Genomic DNA, 23,441 nt, shown 5'->3' with positions numbered 1-23,441 from the left:
AGAACAATACTTTAGAGCAATTATAATTACCTTTGGTTGATTATTTGTGCGGCCAACTTAACATATGATCACGGTTTTGTGATTCCCGGACTTTATCCCGCCTATCTAACCTAAGATCAGATCGACCTTCAACTTCGGCGCAAGTCCGAAGAGTGGCACACTATGCCACAGCAAAGATTAACAGCATTTCCGTCATAACATACCTGTAAAAGAGAGAGTCCCGCCATGACCATGTCTGAAGGGAAAGCCTCTTCGGGTGTGCGCGGATTGCCCGTCGAGCAGGAGGTTCCCGTACCTTCCCGACGTCAGTTTTTGCAATCCTTTGGGGCTGGCAGTATTGCCATTGCAACCGCACCCGCCTGGGCTCAAATGTCTGAAGCACGTGCCGAACAAGCACCGATAGATGATGGTGCTCCCGCAGAAGGTGAAGTGCAGATCGAATTGAATGTCAACGGTGTCGCGCACACGCTTAATGTGACACCAAACGCAATCCTGCTGGATGTTCTGCGGGATCGTCTTCTTCTTACCGGCACAAAAAAGGGATGCGATCTTGGGCAATGTGGTGCCTGCACATTGCTTGTGAATGGCCTTGCGATCAATTCCTGTCTGTCGATCGCGGTCCAGCATCATGGCGATAGCATCACGACCGTTGAAGGCCTTGAAAAAAATGGTGAATTGCACCCGATTCAGGAAGCTTTCTGGGAGCATGATGCCTATCAGTGCGGATATTGCACATCCGGCCAGATGATGAATGCCCTGTCGGTCATTCAGGATCCCAACATTGCACCAGACGATGCCAGTGTCCGTGAGGCCATGAGCGGCAATATCTGCCGTTGCGGTGCTTATACCAACATTGTTGCGGCCATTCAGTCGGCCCGTGAAAAAATGAAGGGGTAGTCCGATGAGAACCTTCGCTTATTCGCCGGCCGGCACCAGCGGTGACGCTGTTGCGAGCCATAGCCGTTCTGTTGCGGCTTCCTATCTTGCGGGCGGGACAAGCTTGCTTGACCTTGCCAAGATTGACGTGATGCGACCTGATCTCGTGGTCGATATCAATCGTTTGCCCCTGAAAAAGATCGAGAAGCTTTCAGATGGCAGGCTGAAGATCGGGGCACTGGTCACCAATACGGATCTTGCCCAGCATCCTGTGGTCAAAAGCGACTACACGTCCCTGTCCCAGGCCATATTGTCCGGGGCATCCACGCAGTTGCGCAACAAGGCAACGACGGCCGGAAACATCATGCAGCGCGTCCGTTGCAGTTATTTCAGGGACGGCGTTTCACCGTGCAACAAACGTGAACCCGGTTCCGGCTGTGCGGCGATTGGCGGTCTGAACCGAAGTGTCCACGCGGTTCTTGGCGTTTCGGATAACTGCATCGCGACACATCCGTCTGATATGTGCGTTGCCATGGCCGCAATCGGCGCCCGCATTCTGGTTGAAGGCCCCGAAGGGCAACGTGAAATCGATTTTCTTGATTTTCATCTTTTGCCCGGTGACACGCCGGATCGTGAACATGCGTTGAAACCCGATGAACTGATCACGCATGTAATTCTAGACGCGCCGATTGGCGGCAGCCGGTCTTCGTACCTGAAGCTGCGGGACCGGACGTCCTATCAGTTTTCACTGGCGTCGAGTGCCGCGATTGTCGTGCTTGATGGCAACATCATCACGAATGCAAGGCTGGCACTGGGCGGGGTATCGACGAAACCGTGGCGTGCGAAGGAGGCGGAAATGGTGCTTGTCGGGCAGGCCGCAGGGCCTTCTGCCTTTGCGCAAGCCGCCGACATTGCGATGAGAGATGCGAAACCCCAGGCACACAATGCCTACAAGGTTCCGCTTGGCAAGCAGGCCATCATCCGCAATCTGCGCAATTTGACAGCTTGAGGTAGGAGGTAATCATGAGTGAAACAGTGATTGGGTCTTCTCCGCGTCGTATTGACGGGCGCCTCAAGGTCTCGGGGCAGGCGAAATATGCCGCAGATTATCACATGGACGGCATGGCATATGCGTATCCTGTTTTCAGTACCATTGCCGCCGGTCGCATTACGTCGATGAATGTTGATGCGGCCAAGGACCTGTATGGTGTGCTTGATGTTTTTCATCATGGAAATTTCCCGAACCTGCATCGGGCACCGCAGATACCCCTTAGTTTTTCGGGTATTCTGACGAGCAACTTTACCGACGAATACCGGCTGCCGTTCGAAGATGAAGTCATCTATTATCCGGGGCAGCTTGTTGCCCTGGTGGTGGCCGAAACATTCGAAAAGGCACGCGAGGCATCCTATCTGGTGCAGGTCGAATACGAGAAGGACCCAAACCCGGTCCTGACGCTGTCACAAAGCCTTAAGCAGCGTGAACCCAGAGACGGGGGGCGCGGGCATAGCCGGGGCAATCCCGAGGAAGCGTTCGAGGCGTCGGAAAAGCGGATTGACGTGACCTATACGACGCCGGTCGAAATTCACAATCCGATGGAAATGCACGCAACAACCGCGATGTGGCAGGATGGCAAGCTGCTTGTCCATGAATCGTCCCAGGGTGTGGTGATCCACCGAAACTTTCTGGCACGTGTTTTTGGTATTCCGCCCGATCAGGTCGAAGTCCATGCGCCGTTCATCGGGTCGGGTTTTGGCAGCAAACTGTGGCCGTGGCCGCATTCTGCGGCAATCTGTGCGGCGGCAAAATCGCTGGATCGGCCGGTACAGTTCATGATGCCGCGTGCGGGCATGTTCACGGCCGTCGGCCAGCGGCCGGAAACAATCCAGAGGATACGCATCGCGACGGACAGTTCGGGTAAAATGACCTCGTTGCGCCATGAATCATCGAACAGCACGTCGTTTGTTTCCGACTATACCGAAAACTGTGGTGGCGTAACCCAAAGCCTTTATTCCTGTCCAAATGTGCTTGTGTCACATCTTCAGGCGCAGGTTCATCGCGGTACACCAACCTCGATGAGGGCACCGGGGGCGGCACCGGGGCTGTTTGCGCTGGAATCCGCGATTGATGAAATGGCCGAAACGATTGGCATGGACCCGCTTGAATTCCGCAAGCTGAACATTTCGGAAATGGATGAAAGTGTCGGCCTGCCTTGGTCGAGCAACCATTTGCAGGAAGCCATTGATCAGGGCGGGGAACGTTTCGGCTGGTCAAAACGTAATCCGGCGATTGGTTCCATGCGTGATGGTGACGAGATCATCGGATACGGTATGGCAGCATGTAACTGGGAAGCCTATCAGGTTTCTGCCCATGCACGTGTCAGCATCCGGTCGGATGGCACGGCGCTGGCGCAGCTTGGTGTTCAGGATATCGGCACGGGAACATATACCGTTGTCGCCCAGATGGTCAGCAAACTCACGGGGCTGCCTGTCGAGAAGATCGAGGTCGAACTGGGCAGTTCGATTTTCCCGGCGGGGCCTGTATCGGGCGGATCATGGGCGACGGCAAGTATCGTACCGGCCGTTGGTGGGGCGACACGCAATGCGCTTGCCCAGTTGCAGGAATTTGCGACATATCCCGGTGCGCCCTTTGCCGGAGCGGACCCGCAGGCGATTTCAGTTGGCGAGGGGACGCTTGGTTATGACGGGCGAACTCTTTCCTTTGCCGAGATACTGCAAAGTCAGCGTGTGGCACGGGCCGAGGGAACGTATGAAAGTAACGGCGCACATGCGCAGGAATTTTCATACCGGTCATTTGGTGCCCATTTTGTCGAGATCGGCTGGGATCCGGGGATTTCAAGATTGCGGGTACGCCGGGTGGTCAGTGCCATTGATGTTGGTCGTGTCATCAACCCGCTTCTGGCGCGCAATCAGGTCGAAGGTGCCATTGTGATGGGGATCGGCATGACCCTGTTTGAAATGGCGGAATACGATCCGCGCGATGGGATGCTGACCAACAACAACTTCGCGGAATATGCCGTGCCGGTCCATGCCGACCAGCCCGATATGGATATCATTCTGCTCGATTACCCGGATCTTGCCCTTAATGAGCTGGGTGCACGGGGGATTGGTGAAATCGGTACGACCGGGCTGGCGGCCGCAATCGGAAATGGCGTGTATCATGCAACCGGCAAACGGATACGGGACCTTCCGATTGTCAAAGAGAAGCTCATGGAAGGGATCATGCACTGACATTTTCTCCCCCGCCGGATCGTCACCGGTTGATCGGTTTTGAAAAATCCAAAGCCTGAAATCGGTGGCGGCCTGTGGGATCTCTTGTGTTTGATGATCATCTGCAGGAGTCCGCAATGAGTAATCAACTCTCGGCGATGCTGGTTCCGTGGCATGCTGGCCGGAATAGTTCGAACTGGGTTTTGGGGACGGTTTATCGCACCGAAGGATCTGCGTATCGCAAGGCAGGTGCCATGATGCTGGTCAATGATAAGGGCGAGCATTACGGTATGTTAAGCGGTGGCTGTCTGGAAGCCGATATCATCCGGAATGCCCGCAAGGCGATGCAGATGTCGCGCGTCATCATGTTGACCTATGACGGCACCGATGATGATGATCTCTCTTTCCGGCTGGGTATCGGGTGTGGTGGCAAGGTCTTCATCATGCTGCAACCTGTCACGCCTGAAAACGATCTTGGATTGAACAATGTTTTCAAGGCGCTGAAAAACAGAACGACGGGGCTTTACTGCCAGCTTGTCGGTGAGGCATCGGGTTATTTTGTGCCCGGTGCGGATAACGGGGCTTTGCATTCGCGTATCGAAAACCGCAATGGTTTCGAATGGCTGGTGACGCCGGTGGTGCCTGAACCGCATTTGCTTGTTGTCGGCGGCGGTCTTGACGCCCGCCCGATGGTTCAATTGGCGAATGTGATGGGATGGCGGGTAACCTTGGCTGATCCGCGACCGGCGAATGCACGACCGGAACATTTTCCTTCTGCGGACCACACGTTGCGATCCGTTGGCCCGACGCTTGCGGCGTATGTCGATGAAGCCCGTGTTGATGCCGCGATCCTGATGTCGCACAGCATTCCGATTGACGCCGAAGCCCTGCGCAGCCTGAATGGCAGCAAAATCCGTCACGTTTCAGCCCTTGGACCTGAACATCGTTTTGGCAATGTGCTGTCGGTTACCGGATTGACGAAGAACGATCTGAACTTTCCGTTAAGTAGTCCGGCGGGGCTTGATATCGGTGGGGAGCTTCCCGAAAGTATCGCGCTTTCGATCCTGTCGGGGATTCACCGGTTTCTGTATCGCGATCAGGCGGTCGATTACAGTGCCCGTCAGGCCGCGGAATGACACGCATTGCCTGCCTGATCCTGGCAGCCGGTGGGGCCCGCCGTTTCGGCGGGCGGAAACAGCTTGCGGGGGTTCACGGTATTCCGATGCTGCGTCATGTGATCGATGCTGTCTGCCCGTTGGCACCCGATGATGTTTATGTGGTGATTGGGGCCTTTGCATCCGATATCAGGCCGATCCTTGATGATACTGTTCATGTTGTCGAAAACCCGGACTGGCACACCGGGATCGGCGGATCGATTGCAGTGGGCGTTTCTGAGCTTGTTGCAGGCGGCAATTATGATGGGGTTTTGATTGTTCTTGGTGATCAGGTTGCCCTGACGACGGATGATTACCGCCGCATTGTGCAATCCTTTGCACCCGATGTCGTATCAGTTGCGGATTATGCGGATACGGTAGGGGCGCCGGCTCTTTTTCCGAAGCAGTTCATGACGAAATTGACCAGGCTGAAAGGTGATCAGGGGGCCAAAAAAATAGTGTTGCAGGGCGACTGGCAGATACGGCGGGTGCCGATGGAACGGGCTGTGATCGACATTGATACCAGTGAAGACCTTGGGGTGATACAGGCGGACCTGCCGGGTTCGTGATGGTAACGCCATTGATGATCATCGCAACAGGATTCAGGGCGCGATTGCCGGGGTTTCTTCTGGCTCGGGGTTCTGCGCGACCAGATCGCGAGCCCAGCCGAGAAACGCATTGATCTGTTCCTGCCGGTGGGTGTTTGACCGGCAGGACAGGACATATCCGCGATCCGATCCCAGCGTGACATCGCCAAGGGTGACGAGCTGTCCGGTTTTAAGGTGCTGCTGCAAAAGGGCGGTCCAGCCAAGGGCCACCCCCTGCCCGGACAGGGTGGCCGAAAGGACGAGCAGATAGGTATTGAACCGGTGGCCGTAAAGCCGCCCGGTTTCCCGAACCCCGGCGGTGCGCAGCCAGCTTTCCCAGTTAAACCAGCGATGATCGATTTCATCATCCAGATGGATCAGCGGATAATGCCGCAGGTCGGCGATGTTTTTCGGATGGCCGCGCACCTCAAGAAAGGCGGGGCTGCAAACCGGGGTGACCTGTTCGGGGATCAGCATCACGTCTTCGGGGCGGCAGTTCCCGAACGAGATTTCGATATCGATATTCTGGTCGGCGGCGAAATGCCCGGTCTGATTGGTGACGACATTGACCTCGATATCGGGGTGGCGGGCGATGAATTCCGGCAGATGCGGCATCAGGATGAAGGACGCAAAGGCAAAATCGGTGCCGACACTGAGCCGGGCCGACCGTCTGGTTTTGATCCGTTCCACCGTTCGGTCGATCTGCCCGAATGCCACCGAAATGCAATCAAACAGTTCCTGCCCGGCACGGGTCAGCGACACACCGCGATGCTTGCGGCGAAACAGCGGTTGGCCAAGCTGTTCTTCAAGGGCGGTGATCTGGTGGCTGACGGCGGGCTGACCCACACCCAGTTCACGCGCGGCTGCGGTGAAGCTGGCGCGGCGGGCGGCGGCTTCGAACGCGATCAGGGCATGCGGCGAGGGGATGTGATAATATCTCATGACATTAATTATATTGATACCAATGATCGATGCAAGCGGCCTTCACAACCCCCGGACAAACATGAAACATATGGTTTCCGGTTATTTTCGCATCCGACCGGTTTGCGAAAGACATCATATTGGTAAATAGCAAAAGGGGGTTAGCGGTGCCGAAGGCCTCAAAACCGATGAATATTCTGTTTGTCATGGCCGACCAGTTGGCCGCGCGGTGTTTGCCGGTTTATGGTCATGGCGTGGTCAAAACGCCGAACATCGATGCGCTGTGCGAAAATGCGGTGGTGTTTGATTCCGCCTATACCAACAGCCCGCTTTGCGCGCCGTCGCGCTTTTGCCTGATGACCGGGCAATTGCCCGGCCGGATCGAGGCCTATGACAACGCATCCGACCTGCCGTCCGATATTCCGACGGTGGCACATTACCTGCGGCGGGCCGGATATCGCACCGCCCTTTCGGGCAAGATGCATTTTTGCGGTGCCGATCAGCTTCACGGTTACGAGGACCGCCTGACATCGGATATCTATCCGGCCGATTATGGCTGGTATTGCGACTGGGACAATTTCGAGGACCGCCCGACATGGTATCACAATATGGGTTCGGTCACGCAGGCCGGGCCGGTTTACCGTTCCAACCAGCTTGATTTCGATGACGAAACCGCGTTCGAGGCAAGGCGTTACCTTTATGATGTGGCGCGCCAGAAAAAGCACGATGACCGTCCGTTTTTCCTGACGGTGTCATTCACCCATCCGCATGATCCCTATAATGCGCGCCCGGAATTCTGGGACCTTTATGACGGGGTGGAAATCGATCCGGTGCGGGTTAAAATCGACGATGCGGAACTTGATCCGCATTCGCGGCGTTTGCGTCATGTCTATAATCTTGATGAACAGCCGGTTACCGATGACGAAATCCTTCAGGCGCGCCGTGCCTATTATGCCTCGATCAGTTATGTCGACAGTCTGGTCGGATCGCTGATGCAGACCCTGCGCGAGACGGGCATGGACGACAACACGCTGATCGTGTTCAGCGGCGATCACGGTGATATGCTGGGCGAACGCGGCATGTGGTACAAAATGTCGTGGTTTGAACCGAGCGCACGGGTGCCGATGTTCTTTGCCTTTCCGGGGGCAAAGGGGCAGAAACGCGTTTCGCAATCGGTATCGCTGATCGATATCCTGCCGACATTGCGCGATCTTGCCGGTGATGGATCAGGTGATGGTTCCGGTGATCTGGCGGTGCCGATTGATGGCCGAAGCCTTGTGCCGCACATGCAGGGTACTGGCGGCCATGACGAGGTGATTGGCGAATATTGTGGCGAAGGGGCGTTGTCGCCGATCATCATGATCCGGCGCGGGGCCTATAAATACATTGCATCGGGGATTGATCCCGACATGCTTTATGACCTTGAAAGCGATCCCGACGAAGTGCGCGACCTGATCAATGATCCGGCGCACGGCGACATCCGCGATGCGTTTCGCGCAGAACTTGCGGAAAAATGGGATCTGCATGCGTTTCGCGACCGTGTCATCCACAGCCAGAAACGCCGCAAGCTGGTTTATGAAGCCCTGACAAAAGGGCGGGTCACGCCGTGGGATCATCAGCCGAAACGCGATAGTTCGACCATGTATATGCGCAATCATCTTGATCTTGATGATGTTGAACTTGATGCGCGTCTGACGGTTCCGGCGGCAGGGGAATGAACGACCGGAACGGCAATTAACCAATCAGAAGGAGGCAAAAAATGAAAAAAACAGGACTTTTGGGGATGATGGCGATCGGTGTTGCACTGGCCGGATTTGGCCAGACAACGCCGGCAAGTGCCGCAGACGCCGCCTGCGATACCGTGGTGTTTTCCGACCCGCAATGGACCGACATCACATCAACCAATGCGCTGACCGGTGTGGTGCTTGAGGCATTGGGCTATCAGCAGAAAGTCGAGACCATTTCCGTGCCGGTGACCTTTGAAATGCTTGGTGCCGGGGAGGTCGACGTGTTTCAGGGCAACTGGATGCCTGCCCAGCAGAAATTTGTCGATGCGGCCAACGAAAAGGGCGGCATTGAAAATCTGGGTGTCAACCTGAAGGGGGCGAAATTCACGCTTGCCGTGCCGGAATATGTTGCCGCCGAAGGCATTAAAAGCTTTGCCGATCTGGGCGCACACGGGGACGAGTTCGATCACAAGATTTACGGGATAGAGCCGGGCGCACCGGCCAATCAGTTGATCCAGAAAATGATCGATTCCGGTGATTTCGGTCTTGAGGGCTGGGAACTTGTCGAAAGCAGCGAACAGGCAATGCTGGCACAGGCCAAGCGCCTTGAACGCGGCGAAGACTGGATCGTGTTTCTGGCATGGGCACCGCACCCGATGAACAACCAGTTCGACCTGACCTATCTTGAGGGCGGGGATGATTATTTCGGCCCGAATTACGGCGGGGCGGATGTCTATACGCTGGTGCGCGGCGACTTTGTCAAGGCCTGCCCGAATGTTGGCAAGCTTCTGGATAATGTCAGCTTCACCCTTGATATGGAAAACACCATGATGGGGTTGATCATCAATGACGGCATGGCACCGAATGATGCCGCGACCAAGCTTCTGAAAGAAGACCCGTCGGTTCTTGATGCGTGGCTTGAGGGAGTGACCACCAAGGATGGCGGCGACGGACTGGCCGCTGTCAAGGAAGCACTTGGCGTCTGAGACAGCCGGACATCGTGAACGGATTTGCAAAACCGCCCGTCACCTCACGGGCGGTTTTTTGCATTTCGCGGCAAAAGGTAATACCAATTTGGGATGTATCGGATTAGGCTGGGGCCAGATTTTGACCTGCCGGCCCTGCGCCCCGTTTGATACCGCCTCGTACCGGCAGGCTGCCACCGAAGACCAAGAGGAACGTCATGTCCCATCGTCAATATGACCGCATTCAAACCCCGGAAAGCCTGATCGCGTCATTGCGCGATATGCTGGGGGATCGTCTGTCGACTGCCGCCGCCGTTCTCGAACAGCATGGCAAGGATGAAAGCTGGCACGCGGCATCGCCGCCCGATGCGGTGGTGTTTGCGACCTCGACCGAGGAAGTCGCGAAGGTCGTGACACTTTGCGCGGAACATAACGTACCGATCGTGCCGTTTGGCACCGGATCGTCGCTTGAGGGGCATGTGGCGGCGTTGCGCGGCGGGATTTGCATCGACCTTTCGCGGATGGATGCGATCCTTGAGGTCAATAACGAGGACCTTGATTGCCGGGTTCAGGCCGGGGTGACACGCGAACAGCTTAACGATCATCTGCGCGATACCGGTCTGTTTTTCCCGATTGATCCGGGGGCGAATGCCTCCATCGGTGGTATGACGGCCACCCGCGCATCGGGCACCAATGCGGTGCGTTATGGCACCATGCGCGACAATGTGCTGAACCTGACGGTGGTTACACCGGATGGCAAGATCATCAAGACCGCCAACCGGGCACGCAAATCATCGGCGGGTTATGACCTGACGCGTCTGTTTGTCGGGTCGGAAGGCACACTTGGCGTGATTACCGAAATCGCATTGAAGCTTTATGGCATCCCCGAAGCGATGTCAGCCGCCGTGTGCGCATTTCCAAGTGTTGATGCGGCGGTCGATACCGTGATCCTGACCATTCAGGCGGGAATTCCGGTGGCACGCATCGAGTTTCTGGACGAGATGCAAATCCGGGCGATCAACAATTATTCCAAGACCGATCACAAGGAAGCGCCGACCCTGTTCTTCGAGTTCCACGGCACCGAAGCGGGTGTGAAGGAACAGGCGGAATTTGTTCAGTCGGTGGCCGAGGAATTCGGTGCGGAGGAATTCCAGTGGGCGACCCGGCAGGAAGACCGCAACAAATTGTGGGCCGCACGCCACAAGGCCTATTACGCGTCGCTTCAGCTTGAACCGGGCAAGGCCGGGATGCCGACGGACGTTTGCGTGCCGATTTCAAAACTGGCCGAGGCAATTCGCGAAACGCGGGCTGATTGCGATGCCAGCCCGCTGACCTGCACGATTGTCGGCCATGTCGGCGATGGCAATTTCCATACCCTGATCCTGCTGGACCCCGAAGACGCCGGCCAGATGGCCGAAGCCAAACGCCTGCATGATCGTATGGTCGAACGTGCGTTGAAACTGGGCGGGACATGTACCGGGGAACATGGCATCGGCTATGGCAAGCTTGATTTCATGGAAGCCGAACATGGCCCCGATACGATTGCCCTGATGCGCGCGATCAAATCGGCGATTGATCCCAAGGGATTGATGAATCCGGGCAAGCTGATCCCCGGGCTTTAAGAGCGCCTGACCTGTCAGATGAATGCAAAACGGGGCCAAAGCGGCCCCGTTTTTTTTATGATTGTATCGGATCAGAACCGGAAGGAGACGGACAGGGAGCCGAACTGGTCGCCTTTGTCCTGGCCTTCGAATTCGGCGGTACGATAGACGTGGGTGTAGGTAAAGCGGGCCTGTCCGACGATGACGGCAAAACCGATTTGCAGATCGCCGACCAGCGGTTCCTTGTCGATGGAATTGCTGTCCCTGAAGGTATTGCCATCAAGAGTGATATCGCGAAGTACCCAACGCCCGGCAACCCCGGCAAACAGATAGCCGCTGACCGGGACGCCCCGGGTGTCAGGGGCGAAGAAATCAGAACCCGGAAGGCTGGGGCGGATACGCGGCGGGCCGTAATCAGCCGGCAGGTCAAAGCCAAGCCGGAACATGGTGCCGAGTTCGGCATTGGTATAGGCGTTGCCCAGCATCAAACCGGCGTGCGGGGTGGCGTCATATTCAAGGCCCAGAACGTCGCCTTCAAACCAGCTTCTGTATTTTCGTTCATAGGCAAGGTTGACGATCGGTTCGTTCTTGATCTGGTTATCCCAGCCTTTGGGATCAGGGCTGTCGATCATGTCATGAACGACTTTCTGGGTATTGTCGGCAAAGGATGCGGGGCCGACAACGCCAAGGGTGAGTTCAAGGGTGTCGATCCGCGAATAGTTGCTGTCGCCTTCGCGCTGCAATCCGGTATCGGACAAAAGCCCGACACTGCCATACAGCAGGCCGGCCCACGGGCGGTCATCGGGCTGGTTTTCGGCAATGGTGATGTCGTTTGGCGTAAACATGCTTTGCCCGACGGCGTAGCTGGTGCGGATGCGGCCGTTCGATGCGAAAAACGGCACGGCCTTGGCTGCACTTAGCACCGGTTCGGGAGCGTTGTCTTCGGGGGAGACAAAGGCAAGCCGGACACCATTGGTGTAATGCTGGTCCTGATTGTTTTTGGTGAACAGATCGTTTTCAATCGACAGCGAGACACCCCATTTGTCATCGGGAGTTCGTGTTGATTGCGGACCGTTGGCGGTGTCCTGCTGGGCATGTGCGATATTGCCGATGGTCATTACACCAAGCACGGGTAGTGCAGCCAGAAAACGGGCAGGGATGAATTTGGTCGGTGTCATCGAATGCTCTGATCACTATTTGCGCGTAATTTCCGGGCCATGAAATCAATCACGGTTCTGATCTTACGCAGTTTATGACGTTGCGGTGCACATAAAGCGAAAAGTCCCAGTTCGCGCGGGGCGAAATCATCCAGCAGGCTGACAAGGCGACCATCAGCCAGCAAATCCTCCACAACCAGACGCGGTGTCAGCGTGATCCCGCAACCTTGCAGCAGGGCGTCACGCTTCGCAAGGCTGCTATTGACATAAAAGCGGCCTTTGACCTGAACGCTGCGTTCATGTTCACCATCGGAGAAGGTCCAGAAACCCGGACGGCTGTCATTGGTGTAGACAAAGCAGTTGTGGTGCAACAGATCCTCGGGTTTTTCGAGCGGCGCGGATTTGGCAAGATAGGCGGGGCTTGCGCATAAGACTCTGGAATAGGCGCATAATCGCCGGGCAATAAGGCTTGAATTGGGCAGTGATTCACTGATGCGAAGGGCAATATCAAAGCCTTCGTCAATCAGATCGACCATCTTGTCATTGAGTTCAAGTTCGATGGTCAGTTCGGGATAGACGTCGATCATTTCCGCGATCATGGGCGAGAGTTGCCGGATGCCAAACGACATCGGTGCGGCAATGCGCACCCGGCCGCGCGGACCATCGTTGAGATCGCGCACGGTTTCATCGGCATCGGTCATGTCATCCAGAATACCGGTAATCCGCGCAAGGTAGGTTTCGCCCGCCTCGGTCAGGCTCATGCGGCGCGTGGTGCGCGCGATCAGTTGCACGCCAAGCTGGTCTTCAAGGGCGTTGATATGCTTGGTCATCGAGCCCGGCGTCATATTGAGTTCGCGGGCAGCAGCGGCAAATGTGCCGCGTTCGGCGATTTTGCGAAAACATTCCAGTGCGCGCAGGCGGTCCATTCGTATCCCTCATATCCCCGTGAGATAATCCGATAATTTCCATATTGGAAATAAACTACGATCAAATACCGGCAAGATCGACTGGTAATGATGTGTTAGTTTCAGAAAAATTGAAATTGCCTGCGCGCCCCACAAATCTGCGCAGGCCGGAGGAAGGAACAAGATGATGAGCGCCACCTGGCTCAAACCTGTTTTATTGCTGATCGGTTCCGGAACGATGGGCGGCAGTTCGATCCTGCTTGCCAAAGTCGGTGTGCAGGAGGGTATTCCCGCCCTTTCCTATCTGTTCTGGCAGTGCCTTGGTGCCGGATTGATTTTGGCGATCCTGTCGGTCGGGCGGGGTGGTTTGCCGCCGTTGCGGGCCGGATATATTCGCTATTATTTTCTGGCCGGTCTGGTCAGTCTCGCCATCCCGATGGGGCTTGGTTATTTCATGGTGCCCTATATCGGGGCGTCGATGGCGGGTGTCTTTACCGCCCTGCCGCCGCTGATGACATACCTGATTTCGATGGGGATCGGGATTGAAACCGCGCAATTCAAACGCCTGATGGGGTTGATGGTCGGTTTTTGCGGGGTATTGGTCCTGTATGTGCCGCAAATCAGTGCGCCCGACAGTACCCTTCTGGTTTACCTGCTGATTGCAGCCCTGATCCCGGTCAGTCTGGCTGTTGGCAATGTATACCGGACCGTGGCATGGCCCGCGGGGGCATCGCCCCTGACGCTGGCGTCGGGGATGATGCTGGCCAGTGCGGTTCTGTGCCTTGTGTTTGAAACCGGACGGGATCAGTTGCATGTGCCCGATTTCGGGAATGGCATGGCGTGGCTGATCATCGGGGTGCAGATGGCGGTCGCCAGCCTGATGTATATCTGCCATTTCGAATTGCAGCGCGTGGCAGGCCCGGTCTTCCTCAGCCAGATCGGCTATGTCATGGCGCTGACCAGCCTTGCCGGAGGGACGCTTTTGCTGGGCGAGACGCTGCGCCCGGAACTGATCGTGACGCTGGCTTGTGTGGTGGCGGGGACGTTTCTTGTGCGGCCTGCGCGTACATCGGGTGGCCGGGCGTCCGCCACGAGTTGATTATCAACGCACTACAATAAAAAACTTGCCCCACGCGACGTAAAACACCGCCCGGTCCATCGGGCGGTGTTTTGCTGCAAATGTCGGGGGCCTGAAATCGAATTTCAAACCGGTGCCTGGGGAGGTACGGACATGCCTTCGTTCTCGCTTCTTTCGATGGCCTGCCGATCCAGTTTGGACATCGCTGTTTTCCCTGATCGGGTGTCGTGATGTTCACTGCATTGGTGGCGATCACGAAGGAGCGCGATATTGAAATCGCGTGGATCAATGTTGAAGGTTTTTGGTTCGATAACGGTGCCGGGTTTGCGGATCATATACATCGTGGTTGAAATGCATTTGAAGCCGACAAAAGACAGTCCTTCGAGAATTTCTTCTTCTGTTTCAACGTTGTAATGGCCCGGTGGAAAGCTCGGCTCGAAACCCGCGAGATTGAAAGGATGGAGAAATTCATAGGTTTTCTGTGTGATTCTGGTCGTGGTCATATCGGGAGACTCCATGTGCGAAGGCCACGGCACGGTTTTATCCGGCGATATGCCGGGTGCCTGTGCGAGGTCAGGCGAAAATCATTTCATGACCGCGCGGGGTGACCTTCATCCGGTTCCCTGTAGGAAAAAGGAACGGTATGCTGAACGGGCATCCTTAAAGATGTCGTTTTGACTTATATTTTATCAATTCGTTGTTTTTATTTGAGGTTTTGGTCTTTTTTCTGATTTTATATTGATATTTATCTTCTATATTAAATGATTTTTGTAATATTTATTGGAATTAATATTTTTATTTGATTGGTAAACGCAAGTTAGTGCGCTTTTTTATTTTTAGGGAAATCATATCAGGATGATTTTTCCGTTTTGCCGGGCGATCATTTGAAAAATTTCGGCGATCTGCTTGTTCCTGTGGTGATTTCAATAATGTCAGGAATGCGGTTGCAGGAAATACCCGCCCGTCAAGTTATCTTCCGGTCAACCCAAGACAGAGAGGATACCATGTCACTTACATTCCTGATGCTGCTTGTACTGGGTTCAATATTCGTCGTGACCATGCCGATCTGGTCGTTTAGCCGAAGGTGGGGATATTATCCCTGTTCAATCATGCTTGTGATGATTGTTGTGATTGCAGGGATATCGTTCACGAACGATGTTAATCTGTTTTTCTAGAAATCGGTGCTTTAAAAAATCCGAGAAAAACAAACGCAGGTTAATTTGACGATCTGCTTTTTCGACTAAAAGTAACCATGAATACTGAATGTTCAGTTATTCAAATATGGTTTTGACCGGGGCAATTCTTGTCGCCCGCAAATCGGACCCCCGATCCTATAGACAAGTTCCTCTATGTTGCCCCGGCGGAATCATGACTTAAGGTCAATGGTTATGAAAGAACAACAGAGTTCAGGGCAGTCCGCTGCCGAGAAAATGAAGACTGTCAAGGCTGCCTGGGACAAGGCACCTTCCGGTCCGAAAAAAGATGCGGCATTGAAGCATTATCAGGCAGCCGAAACGGCCCAAAAGGCCAAGAATGATCCTGAATGTATCAAATCGCTCGACGCAGCGACCAAAGCTTTGAATTGAACTTTGATGTCCTCTCTCCCCCATGATTGACATCAACCATCCCGGCGTCATGCCGGGATGGTTTTTCAGAGAGGCGATGACGGGGTTGCAGGGCTGGACCTGATTGGCAGGAGAGTTCCATGAGTGTTCGCACGATTAACCGGGTTTACAGTTTCAAACATCCGTTTCATTTGTTGGGGCGTGCGCAAAGTTTGCCCGCCGGCACATATTGTGTGGAAACGTATGAGGAGCTTGAAAAAGGCGATAGTTTTGTAACCTATCAGCCGGTTTTGTCACTTCTGCATATCAACGGGACGTCAGTGTCCAGTAATGCAAGGGTCTCAATTCAGGTCAGTCTCGAAGAGCTCGACCTTGCCATCATGATGGACGAACTTGCCACAGAAGAGATTGCCCTTCTGAATGGTAACATTTCCGAGCAGGAGCAGCATCTGCTGGGAGAATTGCGACGTGTGAGCCGGTTTGGAACGGCCAGGTCCCCATTTTCGTCGGTCATTCGCTGATTTCACGGTTGCCAGTTTCGTCTGCCATTTGATTGTTCCGTTCCTGGTTCGGGACCGGCAATGCCATGCATTTTGTTTCATTTTGAAATTCATACATAAAGCAGGAGAACCGAAATGTTCGGCTTTGAAGGTGGCGAAACGGCTGAAACTGTCACACGCAAGAAAGGTTACCTCAAGGATGCGCAGGCCCATTGGAAATTTCTGACGCATTACGATCTTTCAACGATCAAGACCAAAGGACAGCTTTGCAATATGATCAAAGTCCGTGCCGGTCTTTCGGACGATCAGGCGTTAAAGGATGTCGATGCCTGGATGCGGGGCAAGAATTTCTGATTTGAAGGGGCCGGGTTAATGGCCCGGCTTTTTGCATTAATTTTTGATGATGGGCCCGTCCTGATCAAGATAGCCAACGTGAAAATCGGTCAGTTCGATCAGTTTTTCAAAATTGTCGAACCGCACAATCCCCTTTTGGAATGTCAATAATTTCTGTTCGCGCAACTGGCGCAAAACACGGTTGATATGTATCGCACTCAGGCCGAGCGCGTCGGCAAGCAGATATTGGGATAGCGGGCAGGGATAGCCGTCTTTGGTGCCGACCCCGATCAGGTTCAGTCTGGCGCCCAGTTCCAAAAGGAAATGGGCCGTGCGCACAATAGCCGACCGGCGGCCAATGCTGACCAGATGTTCGACCACCATTGCCTCGTCCCGCGATGCTGCCCACAATACCGCACTTGCCAGTCGGGGGGATTCTGCAAAGACCGAGAACATGTTTTGCGCCGATACTTCGGCGATTGAAACATCGGTAACGGCCTCGAAGCTATGATCCGATGTGCGCAATAACAGGCTGCGCAAGCCAAGGAAATCCCCCGGAATCTGGAAATCGATGATCTGGCGGGTGCCATCAGGAAGCAGTTTGTAAGACGATACCCAGCCGTCGAGCAGGATGAATGCCTTATGTGCCTGTTGCCCCTCGTGGACGATTTCACGTCCGGCCTCAAATGTGACCAGTCGGCTTGGCAGCGAGACAAATGTATCGAGTTCTTTATTTGTTAGATCGATATAACATTTAAGCTTTTTGACGACGACTTCGGTAGAGGAAATCATAATTTTCGCTTTCCTGACCAAATAAGGAATTTTCAAAAGTCAATATTTTTGAAATCCTGATCTGTGTTTGGAATGATTCCTATAATATATGATACTTCCTAAGGTTGTATATTGCAATATATGTAATATATGATGAGTGATATTCAAAAGGATTACTTCCATGATTGAAAATTCGGATATTCAAGGTGCTGCTGCCCTATCAATTTGCGAGTCCATACTTCTTTGCCTCGGAGATTTGGGTGTGATGTCGGACAAAGATATTATTGGTATTCTTGAAGATGCAGCAAATGCTCATAATGGTGATGGTGTTGCAGCCGAAATGTATGAACATCATCGGGCTGTTCATGATCTCATTCAGGCGATCATCAAGGGTGGAAATTCCGTACGACATCCAAAGTAAGATATTCTGAATTCAGAATATTGAGTGATTTCTGAAAGTGTATTATTTGATAACTGGACATTGATGGGCGGAGATCTTGCAGAAGCAAGACTCCGCCCTTTTTTACGTGTCCCGTGCCCGTTATGCAGGTCTTCCGAGGGTTTGCCGTGTCGTGTTCAGGCGGTTTTATTTGTTGGGTTTTTCTGACGCTTTGTTTTCGACAGTGTTTTTCGGAACTTCAATCTGGCCAAAAAGGGATTGGGTCATCGAAATGATGGTGTTGGCCTGATCGGCATAGGCGTCGTTTGTGTCTTTCAGCCATTTCTGCTGAGCGTTCCTCAGATCGGACCAGTCGGTGCATTCGCTGCATTCATTGTAAAGCTGAACGTTGGCCTTGATCCGGTTGGCGACAAATTCCCCGAATTTTGCGGGCACGACTTGCATTCCTGTGGCGAGAGCCTCGGAATTCTTGGAGACGGCCGATGCAATCGGTCCGTTAAATACCTCCAGAATGGGCTCCGGGATTGCGGTGGTCGTTTTGGCGGCTTCGGTCGTTTTCTGGGTCATGTTCGGATGCCTTTGGTAATGCATATCGGAACTGCCGGTAAGCAACCCAAGGGAGTATCATATGCGGACGTATAGCTCACTAACCCCGGTTAGTTTTCGGGGTGAATTGGCCAAAACAAAGGCCCCGGACGGCTTTGATGCGATCCGGGGCCAATGAAAACATGTCCGGGCGAGGCTGTTACGGCACCACGCGGCGCAGGCGGCGGGCTTCGGCCTTTTCGGTGTCGATCAGGCCGCGATAGGCATGCCAGCTTGAATAACCCAGAAGCGGCATCATGACCGCAAGGCCCAGCAGGAAGACCACCATGCCACACGCTGCCATGACGGCAATCATCGCAGCCCAGCCGGTCAGAACCCGCCAGTTTTTGCGGAATGCCGCAACGCTTGTGATCAATGCGGTAATCACATCAACATCGCGATCCACCAGAAGCGGGATCGAGACGACCGTGATGGCAAACACCATCATCGCCAAGGCACCGCCAAGGAGGGTGCCGGTGATCAGAAACGTGATGGCATCGCGCGAAAAGAAGGTTTCCCAGATCAAGACATCAAGTGATGGCACCGATCCGTTGTAAAACAGCGCGAATAACAGCATCGCAATGCGTGTCCAGGCCAGAAAGAACAGCATAAGGATCACGCCAATCGCGCCAAGCTGCCCGGGATTGCGCCGGAAGCCGTTCAGGCTGTGCCACAGGGTGACATTTTCACCCATTTCAAGGCGGCGGCTGGTTTCATAAAGGCCAACCGCAATGACCGGGGCCAGCAGCATGAAACCGGCACCGAGCGGCAGGGTCAGATAGGGCTGCCCGGTTTGAAACAGGCTGAGTAAAATCAGATAACCGGCGATAACGCAAAGCCCGCCATAGGCAAGGCCGATGGCCGGGGTACGTTTGAAATCGCGCCAGCCTGCTTCGAGCCATTTGCCCGACTGGTCGCTGGTGACATCGCGGATTGTAATGCCCTGCGGAAGTCCGCCGATGGAACCTGTTGTTTGTTCGATTGTCGTTTCGGACATCTGCATCCTCCCTGCACCTTATTGACAAAGGTGGCCGATACACAGCCGGAAAGTCCTGACGGAGTGTTCTTTTTATTTATAATATCACTTCGCAAAACAATTGCCAGTGCTGGCTGTGTGGATTTTGGCCGGACGTTTTCTATTGGCGGAAACTTGATTGCAGGACATTCGGGTCACAAATACACAGGTGAACCGGCAGAAGGGAAAAGTCCGTACCCGATAAACACGTAAATGGTATCATCAACCAACTTGTTGCCATTTTCTGTTGCGACGAGCGGTATGAGCCATATGCTGCTGGAATTACATATAACATTGCACCGCGCAAAGACATTCATTGACGCGGTGCCGAGCAAAAAGCGGAGCCGGACTGTTGAAAAAGATCCTTGCCGTGATTGGCGCCATTCTGGTTGTGATCATCGCCGCCCTGTTGGTGATCCCATCCCTGATTGACTGGAACGGGTACAAGCCACAAATCACCCAGGCGGTGCGGGACGCAACCGGTCGCAATCTTGATATTCGCGGCGATCTTTCGATGTCCGTCCTGCCGTTCCCGGCCCTGTCGGTCAAGGAGGTGACACTTGGCAATCTGCCCGGCGCGCAGGACCCCGACATGGTATCGGTCGAGGAAGTCCGCGTTTCGGTGGCCCTGATGCCGCTTCTGACCGGCAATGTGCAGGTCACCGAGATCAGCCTGATCGATCCGGTGATTTCCATCGAGACGTTCGAGGATGGCAGCAACAATCTGGTCTTTGACCCGGCACAGGCCGTCCCAAGCGGCCCGGATGCAGGCACGATCACGACACCGCCATCCGCAACCCCGGCACCGGAAGGCGATGCGACAACACCCGAAGCGCAGCCGGGTGGCAGTGACGCCGGTTCGTCGGATTTTGCCAGCACGATCCGGGTTGACCGTCTGGAAATCGAAAATGCCACGATCCTGTATCACGCACCGGGCAGTACGGAGCGGATCGAAGGGCTGACCCTTGGCGTGTCGGCCGATAGCCTGAATGGCCCGGCCGAGGGCGAGGGATATGTTTTCTATCGCGGGATTCCGCTGAGGTTTAATTTCAATGTCGGTCAGGTCAGCCAGACCGGCCCGTTCCCGATTGGCATGCAGATCGGGATCGACAAGGTCGATGGCGGCATCAATTTAAGCGGGCAGGTGGATATTTCGGGCGACAATCCGGGCTTTAACGGCCAGATTGACGGCAATTTCGATGATCTGCGCGAAGCGGCCCTTCGGATTGCCGGTGACGGTGCCGATATCCCCGATATCGCGGCGAAACCGTTCAATCTGGGCGGGCAGATTGCCGCCAATGCCAAGTCGGTTACGGTCAATGACCTGTCGATCCGGTTTGGCGAAACCCGTGGATCGGGTGCGATTGCCATTGATCAGGACCCGAAAATGAAGGCCGATGTGGCGCTTCGTTTCAATCAGCTTGATCTCGATTCAATCCTTGTCCTGACCCATATGGGCGAGGGTGCCAGCCCGGCGGGCGGTACGGATGGTGCCACCGAGGGCAATGTTGACGCAGCACCCGCAAATGGTGCGAATGACACAGGCGGCCAGTCGATCCCGTCGCAAGGCGGCAGAACATCGGGGGCGGCCAATGGCCCGATGATCCCGGCTGACCTGACGGCATCGATTGATTTCGAAGTCGAAACCCTGATCTATAACCAGACGCCGGTGCATAATGCGCGGATCAATGCCGCGATTGCCAACAGCAAGATTACCCTGAACGAAGTATCGGCTGGTTTGCCGGGGGGCACGGATTTCTCGGTGTTTGGCAGCATTTCGGGCGAAGGTCCGCAACCCAGTGCCGCCCTTTCCTATGAGGTGGCATCGGAAAATATTCGGGCGGTGGCGCGTTGGCTTGGGGCGGATGTTGAAGGTATCCGTGCCGACCGGTTGCGGCGTTTCTCGCTGACCGGCGGGATCACGGGGACACCCGACAAGCTGGATATTTCCGATCTGGATATGCGGATTGACGATACGGCCATTCGCGGTGCCATCGTCGCCAATCTGAGCGGCGAGGGATTGCCGGCCCTTGGCATCGGTCTGAAACTGGATCGGATCAATCTGGATCAATATATCGCGGCGGCCCCGGCAGGTGGAAATGGCGATGGGTCAAGCCCATCGGGCAATGATGCCGCAACGCCGGATTCCGGCACGGCATCGGGCGGTTCGGATGCCGCCCCGTCTTCAGGCCCGGCGGCGGGCAGTGATGCCATGGTCAAAACCATCAAGGATGCCTTGGCACCACTTGACGGGATGGCGGCCAATTATCGACTGGCGGCAGATGAAATCATTTCGTCGGGCGTGTCGATCAAGGGCATTTCGATTGATGGCAGCCTGACCGGTTCGCAAATCCGGCTGAACAATTTCGCGGTGGCGGATGCCGCGGGTCTTTCGGCCAGTGCCAGCGGTGTGTTCCGTGGCGATATTGCCGTTCCGGCGTTTGAAGGGATCAAGCTTAAGGTCACGGCCAAAACGCTGGAACCGTTGGCGAAGCTGACCGGGATGACGCTTCCGGCACCGGCAAGCGAATATAAAAGCATCCAGGCCAATGTCGGGCTGAATGGTCCGGTAACCGGGCCGGAGCTTGCGCTTGATGTGTCCAATCCGTTGATGCAGGTGGCGTTGAACGGGGTGTTGCAGAACCTGTTTGGTGCAACGCCCGGCATTGACGGCAAACTTGCGATGCAGGCATCAAGCCTGAACCGGGTTTTGCCGCTGGTGGCACCGACCTATGAGCCGTCGGGTAATCTGGGGCGTCTGGTTCTGGACAGTACGGTCAGGGGCAATGCCAAAAACATCGCGCTTGATATTGCGAAGTTCGGTGTCGGTCCGTTTGAAACCAGCGGTGACGTTGATTTCGACGCCAGCGGTGAGCAACCGAAACTTTCTGTTGCCCTTTCGGGCGGGACATTGAATGTCGATCCGTTCATGCCAGCGGCAAAACGGGCCGGACTGATGCCTGAAGGTGGCAGTGGTCCGCGCCGGGCGGCGTTCAATATGCCGACCAGCATGAAAGTCACAACGGTCGATGCCCGCGACGGGACACCGTGGGATGACACGGTGATTGATGTGTCGGCATTACGATCGATTGATGCCGATATTTCGCTGGCGCTCGATCAGCTTGATTTCGATAGCTACAGCCTTGTGAAGCCCGACCTTAAGGCGACACTTGTGACCGGGCTTCTGACCATTCAGAATTTCACCGGCCTTCTGGGCGATGGGGATCTGTCGATTGACGGGACGTTTGATGCGCGCAATTCCGATACGCCGAAACTGGCCCTTAAAGGCAATCTTGATGGTGCCGATATCGCCAAACTGGCCCCGATCCGGGTTGCCAATGACACGGTGATTGGCGGGGCGGCGACCCGGTTTGATGTGAGTGCATCGGGCAATACGTCGCGCAAGCTGGTCAGTGCCTTGAACGGCACGGCGAACCTTGTTCTGAACAATGTCCGGTTCAGCAATGCCGATAAACGGTCCGCCGATCCGCAGCTCAACATCCAGGCATTGTTGCAGCAGGGCCCGCAGGCGATGGTGGTTGAAGGGGTTGGCAACAACGATCTGGTTCAGACGCTTGAGGCCGATATCGCGATCACCAACGGCATTGCCAAAACCACCCGCGTCGAAGCGACATCGCGTGTGGGAACGGCGGACGCCGATGCGACCCTTGATCTGCCGAAATGGCAGATGGATACGCAGGCCGATTTCGATTTTTCCGAGAAAATCGAAGAATTGCCGCCGTTTAGCGTTTACGCCAAGGGCAATATCAGCAACCCCGCCATTACCGGGCGCATGGACAAGGTCGCGATCAGGGTTCTGGATAATATCCTTGATAAGGCACTGGGCGGGAGTGGTTCATCCGATAGCGGGTCGTCAGGGTCAGGAAGTTCTGGCAAGGATGCGGCCAAGGATGTCCTGAAAGGGCTTCTGAACCAGTTCGGTCGATAGGTTTCCGGTACTATTCCAAATGACGAAACGGCCCCGCAATGCGGGGCCGTTTTGCTGTTGGCGGGGTGCAGCCAAAACATGACTGTCATGAAAAAGCAAAAAAACCTTAACAAACCGGGTTTGC

22 protein-coding genes are annotated in these 23,441 nt (G+C 54.9%); 15 read left to right on the top strand and 7 right to left on the bottom strand.

What is annotated here, in order from left to right:
• Positions 1–225: 225 nt before the first annotated feature.
• The 5 genes from LG297_RS15815 to LG297_RS15795 all read left to right on the top strand — a co-directional run bounded on the left by LG297_RS15815 (position 226) and on the right by LG297_RS15795 (position 5,827).
• Positions 226–897 (top strand): (2Fe-2S)-binding protein, encoded by a 672-nt coding sequence (locus LG297_RS15815; protein WP_404421912.1) that lies wholly within the window; start codon positions 226–228, stop codon positions 895–897.
• 4 nt (positions 898–901) lie between these two features.
• Positions 902–1,885 (top strand): FAD binding domain-containing protein, encoded by a 984-nt coding sequence (locus LG297_RS15810; RefSeq protein WP_404421910.1) that lies wholly within the window; start codon positions 902–904, stop codon positions 1,883–1,885.
• Positions 1,886–1,899: 14 nt separating this feature from the next.
• Positions 1,900–4,125 (top strand): xanthine dehydrogenase family protein molybdopterin-binding subunit, encoded by a 2,226-nt coding sequence (locus LG297_RS15805; protein WP_404421908.1) that lies wholly within the window; start codon positions 1,900–1,902, stop codon positions 4,123–4,125.
• 116 nt (positions 4,126–4,241) lie between these two features.
• A complete protein-coding gene (locus LG297_RS15800) occupies positions 4,242–5,240 on the top strand; it encodes an XdhC family protein (RefSeq protein ID WP_404421906.1) in 999 nt (332 codons plus the stop codon).
• On the top strand, positions 5,237–5,827 hold the full coding sequence (locus tag LG297_RS15795; protein WP_404421904.1) for an NTP transferase domain-containing protein: 591 nt from the start codon (positions 5,237–5,239) through the stop codon (positions 5,825–5,827). Before LG297_RS15800 ends, LG297_RS15795 begins: the two co-directional genes overlap by 4 nt.
• 33 nt (positions 5,828–5,860) lie before the next feature.
• Here LG297_RS15795 and LG297_RS15790 read toward each other — a convergent pair whose 3' ends face one another.
• Positions 5,861–6,787 (bottom strand): LysR substrate-binding domain-containing protein, encoded by a 927-nt coding sequence (locus LG297_RS15790; RefSeq protein WP_404421902.1) that lies wholly within the window; start codon positions 6,785–6,787, stop codon positions 5,861–5,863.
• 146 nt (positions 6,788–6,933) lie between these two features.
• Here LG297_RS15790 and betC point away from each other — a divergent pair, with 146 nt between their 5' ends.
• From betC to LG297_RS15775, 3 genes are all read left to right on the top strand, one after another.
• Entirely contained in the window at positions 6,934–8,484 is a 1,551-nt protein-coding gene (gene betC / locus LG297_RS15785) for a choline-sulfatase (RefSeq protein WP_404421900.1), read from the top strand.
• Positions 8,485–8,525: 41 nt separating this feature from the next.
• The gene (gene choX / locus LG297_RS15780; RefSeq protein WP_404421898.1) at positions 8,526–9,479 is read left to right on the top strand and encodes a choline ABC transporter substrate-binding protein; all 954 of its coding nucleotides are present in this window, start codon (positions 8,526–8,528) and stop codon (positions 9,477–9,479) included.
• A gap of 197 nt (positions 9,480–9,676) precedes the next feature.
• Complete coding sequence (locus LG297_RS15775; RefSeq protein WP_404421896.1) at positions 9,677–11,080, top strand: FAD-binding oxidoreductase; 1,404 nt, start codon at positions 9,677–9,679, stop codon at positions 11,078–11,080.
• A 71-nt stretch (positions 11,081–11,151) separates the two neighbouring features.
• On the opposite strand, the gene LG297_RS15770 is transcribed toward LG297_RS15775, so the two are convergent.
• Together LG297_RS15770 and LG297_RS15765 are read right to left on the bottom strand one after the other, a co-directional pair.
• Entirely contained in the window at positions 11,152–12,237 is a 1,086-nt protein-coding gene (locus tag LG297_RS15770; RefSeq protein ID WP_404421894.1) for a lipid A deacylase LpxR family protein, read from the bottom strand.
• On the bottom strand, positions 12,234–13,142 hold the full coding sequence (locus LG297_RS15765; protein ID WP_404421892.1) for a LysR family transcriptional regulator: 909 nt from the start codon (positions 13,140–13,142) through the stop codon (positions 12,234–12,236). Before LG297_RS15765 ends, LG297_RS15770 begins: the two co-directional genes overlap by 4 nt.
• A 163-nt stretch (positions 13,143–13,305) precedes the next feature.
• Here LG297_RS15765 and LG297_RS15760 point away from each other — a divergent pair, with 163 nt between their 5' ends.
• Positions 13,306–14,220 carry a DMT family transporter gene (locus LG297_RS15760; protein WP_404421890.1) on the top strand — a complete coding sequence of 305 codons (915 nt, stop codon included), beginning with the start codon at positions 13,306–13,308 and terminating at the stop codon, positions 14,218–14,220.
• A gap of 104 nt (positions 14,221–14,324) precedes the next feature.
• Here LG297_RS15760 and LG297_RS15755 read toward each other — a convergent pair whose 3' ends face one another.
• Positions 14,325–14,702, bottom strand: a complete 378-nt coding sequence (locus tag LG297_RS15755) for a hypothetical protein (RefSeq protein ID WP_404421888.1) — start codon at positions 14,700–14,702, stop codon at positions 14,325–14,327.
• Positions 14,703–15,128: 426 nt separating this feature from the next.
• On the opposite strand from LG297_RS15755, the gene LG297_RS15750 reads away from it, so the two are divergent.
• The 4 genes from LG297_RS15750 (at position 15,129) to LG297_RS15735 (ending at position 16,618) form a co-directional block, all read left to right on the top strand.
• Positions 15,129–15,374 carry a DUF3309 family protein gene (locus LG297_RS15750; protein WP_404426957.1) on the top strand — a complete coding sequence of 82 codons (246 nt, stop codon included), beginning with the start codon at positions 15,129–15,131 and terminating at the stop codon, positions 15,372–15,374.
• Positions 15,375–15,587: 213 nt separating this feature from the next.
• Positions 15,588–15,785, top strand: coding sequence for a hypothetical protein (locus LG297_RS15745; protein ID WP_404421886.1), 198 nt, complete (start codon positions 15,588–15,590; stop codon positions 15,783–15,785).
• Positions 15,786–15,904: 119 nt separating this feature from the next.
• Positions 15,905–16,285: a hypothetical protein gene (locus LG297_RS15740; protein ID WP_404421884.1), complete on the top strand. Its 381-nt coding sequence runs from the start codon at positions 15,905–15,907 to the stop codon at positions 16,283–16,285.
• Between the two features lie 114 nt (positions 16,286–16,399).
• Positions 16,400–16,618 carry a hypothetical protein gene (locus LG297_RS15735; protein WP_404421882.1) on the top strand — a complete coding sequence of 73 codons (219 nt, stop codon included), beginning with the start codon at positions 16,400–16,402 and terminating at the stop codon, positions 16,616–16,618.
• Positions 16,619–16,654: 36 nt separating this feature from the next.
• Here the strand turns inward: LG297_RS15735 and LG297_RS15730 are convergent, their stop codons facing one another.
• Positions 16,655–17,389 (bottom strand): Crp/Fnr family transcriptional regulator, encoded by a 735-nt coding sequence (locus LG297_RS15730; protein WP_404421880.1) that lies wholly within the window; start codon positions 17,387–17,389, stop codon positions 16,655–16,657.
• Between the two features lie 160 nt (positions 17,390–17,549).
• Here LG297_RS15730 and LG297_RS15725 point away from each other — a divergent pair, with 160 nt between their 5' ends.
• On the top strand, positions 17,550–17,789 hold the full coding sequence (locus tag LG297_RS15725) for a hypothetical protein (protein WP_404421878.1): 240 nt from the start codon (positions 17,550–17,552) through the stop codon (positions 17,787–17,789).
• A 165-nt stretch (positions 17,790–17,954) separates the two neighbouring features.
• Here LG297_RS15725 and LG297_RS15720 read toward each other — a convergent pair whose 3' ends face one another.
• Positions 17,955–18,335, bottom strand: a complete 381-nt coding sequence (locus LG297_RS15720) for a hypothetical protein (RefSeq protein WP_404421876.1) — start codon at positions 18,333–18,335, stop codon at positions 17,955–17,957.
• A gap of 178 nt (positions 18,336–18,513) precedes the next feature.
• A complete protein-coding gene (locus LG297_RS15715; protein WP_404421874.1) occupies positions 18,514–19,350 on the bottom strand; it encodes a DUF2189 domain-containing protein in 837 nt (278 codons plus the stop codon).
• A 370-nt stretch (positions 19,351–19,720) separates the two neighbouring features.
• Here LG297_RS15715 and LG297_RS15710 point away from each other — a divergent pair, with 370 nt between their 5' ends.
• Positions 19,721–23,317 carry an AsmA family protein gene (locus LG297_RS15710; RefSeq protein WP_404421872.1) on the top strand — a complete coding sequence of 1,199 codons (3,597 nt, stop codon included), beginning with the start codon at positions 19,721–19,723 and terminating at the stop codon, positions 23,315–23,317.
• Positions 23,318–23,441 lie beyond the last annotated feature (124 nt).

It is taken from the genome of Thalassospira australica, from assembly GCF_044790785.1.
Lineage (GTDB): Bacteria > Pseudomonadota > Alphaproteobacteria > Rhodospirillales > Thalassospiraceae > Thalassospira > Thalassospira australica_A.
Note: the sequence above shows the minus strand (reverse complement) of the source record. Positions and strands in the feature narration are given on the sequence as shown.

Excerpts from the sequence above, each read along its gene's own strand:
- LG297_RS15815 (WP_404421912.1), top strand. The coding sequence starts at position 226 with ATGACCATGTCTGAAGGGAAAGCCTCTTCGGGTGTGCGCGGATTGCCC.
- LG297_RS15810 (WP_404421910.1), top strand. The coding sequence starts at position 902 with ATGAGAACCTTCGCTTATTCGCCGGCCGGCACCAGCGGTGACGCTGTT.
- LG297_RS15805 (WP_404421908.1), top strand. The coding sequence starts at position 1,900 with ATGAGTGAAACAGTGATTGGGTCTTCTCCGCGTCGTATTGACGGGCGC.
- LG297_RS15800 (WP_404421906.1), top strand. The coding sequence starts at position 4,242 with ATGAGTAATCAACTCTCGGCGATGCTGGTTCCGTGGCATGCTGGCCGG.
- LG297_RS15795 (WP_404421904.1), top strand. The coding sequence starts at position 5,237 with ATGACACGCATTGCCTGCCTGATCCTGGCAGCCGGTGGGGCCCGCCGT.
- LG297_RS15790 (WP_404421902.1), bottom strand. The coding sequence starts at position 6,787 with ATGAGATATTATCACATCCCCTCGCCGCATGCCCTGATCGCGTTCGAA.
- choX (WP_404421898.1), top strand. The coding sequence starts at position 8,526 with ATGAAAAAAACAGGACTTTTGGGGATGATGGCGATCGGTGTTGCACTG.
- LG297_RS15775 (WP_404421896.1), top strand. The coding sequence starts at position 9,677 with ATGTCCCATCGTCAATATGACCGCATTCAAACCCCGGAAAGCCTGATC.
- LG297_RS15770 (WP_404421894.1), bottom strand. The coding sequence starts at position 12,237 with ATGACACCGACCAAATTCATCCCTGCCCGTTTTCTGGCTGCACTACCC.
- LG297_RS15765 (WP_404421892.1), bottom strand. The coding sequence starts at position 13,142 with ATGGACCGCCTGCGCGCACTGGAATGTTTTCGCAAAATCGCCGAACGC.
- LG297_RS15760 (WP_404421890.1), top strand. The coding sequence starts at position 13,306 with ATGATGAGCGCCACCTGGCTCAAACCTGTTTTATTGCTGATCGGTTCC.
- LG297_RS15755 (WP_404421888.1), bottom strand. The coding sequence starts at position 14,702 with ATGACCACGACCAGAATCACACAGAAAACCTATGAATTTCTCCATCCT.
- LG297_RS15750 (WP_404426957.1), top strand. The coding sequence starts at position 15,129 with ATGTCAGGAATGCGGTTGCAGGAAATACCCGCCCGTCAAGTTATCTTC.
- LG297_RS15745 (WP_404421886.1), top strand. The coding sequence starts at position 15,588 with ATGAAAGAACAACAGAGTTCAGGGCAGTCCGCTGCCGAGAAAATGAAG.
- LG297_RS15740 (WP_404421884.1), top strand. The coding sequence starts at position 15,905 with ATGAGTGTTCGCACGATTAACCGGGTTTACAGTTTCAAACATCCGTTT.
- LG297_RS15735 (WP_404421882.1), top strand. The coding sequence starts at position 16,400 with ATGTTCGGCTTTGAAGGTGGCGAAACGGCTGAAACTGTCACACGCAAG.
- LG297_RS15730 (WP_404421880.1), bottom strand. The coding sequence starts at position 17,389 with ATGATTTCCTCTACCGAAGTCGTCGTCAAAAAGCTTAAATGTTATATC.
- LG297_RS15725 (WP_404421878.1), top strand. The coding sequence starts at position 17,550 with ATGATTGAAAATTCGGATATTCAAGGTGCTGCTGCCCTATCAATTTGC.
- LG297_RS15720 (WP_404421876.1), bottom strand. The coding sequence starts at position 18,335 with ATGACCCAGAAAACGACCGAAGCCGCCAAAACGACCACCGCAATCCCG.
- LG297_RS15715 (WP_404421874.1), bottom strand. The coding sequence starts at position 19,350 with ATGTCCGAAACGACAATCGAACAAACAACAGGTTCCATCGGCGGACTT.